Source organism: Streptomyces millisiae, from assembly GCF_031845425.1.
Classification (GTDB): domain Bacteria; phylum Actinomycetota; class Actinomycetes; order Streptomycetales; family Streptomycetaceae; genus Streptomyces; species Streptomyces millisiae.
Genome location: NZ_JAVREM010000208.1, coordinates 1 through 547, shown reverse-complemented (window position 1 = coordinate 547; position 547 = coordinate 1). Strand labels below are relative to the sequence as shown.

Here is a 547-nt window from a genome sequence, read left to right as displayed (position 1 = left end):
CGCGGGAGTGAAGAATGACCATGCGAGGTCGCAAGGCGAAGCCCGGCCGCATCACATTTGTGGGCTCAGGCCCGGGTGATCCGGGGCTGCTGACGGCACGGGCACAAACCGTGCTGGCGCACGCCGAGTTGGTGTTCACCGATCCCGACGTCCCCGAGGCCGTGCTGGCCTTGATAGGCACCGAACTGCCGCCGGCGTCCGGTCCGGCCCCGGCTGAGCCGGCCAAGGCCGACGCCGCCGCGGATGCCGGAAGTCCTGGGGCCTCCGGAACCCCCGACGCCGCGCAAGCCGCCGTCATCGCCGGTGGGCCCGAGGTCCGGCCCGCTCTCGGCGATCCTGCCGAGGTGGCCAAGACGCTGGTCGCCGAGGCCCGCCACGGCTACGACGTCGTGCGCCTGGTCTCGGGTGACCCGCTGTCGGTGGACGCCGTCATCACCGAGATCGGCGCGCTGGCCAAGGCCCACGTGAACTTCGAGATCGTCCCCGGGCTGCCCGCCACCAGCGCGGTGCCCACCTACGCCGGCCTGCCGCTGGGTTCGTCGCACAC

Annotated in this window: 1 protein-coding gene; it reads left to right on the top strand. The window is 72.6% G+C overall.

Features of this window, described 5'->3' with window-relative positions; all coding sequences use genetic code 11:
- Nucleotides 1-14 precede the first annotated feature (14 nt).
- The coding region (locus RNC47_RS36250; protein WP_311605123.1) for an SAM-dependent methyltransferase at nucleotides 15-547 on the top strand (533 nt) is incomplete at its 3' end.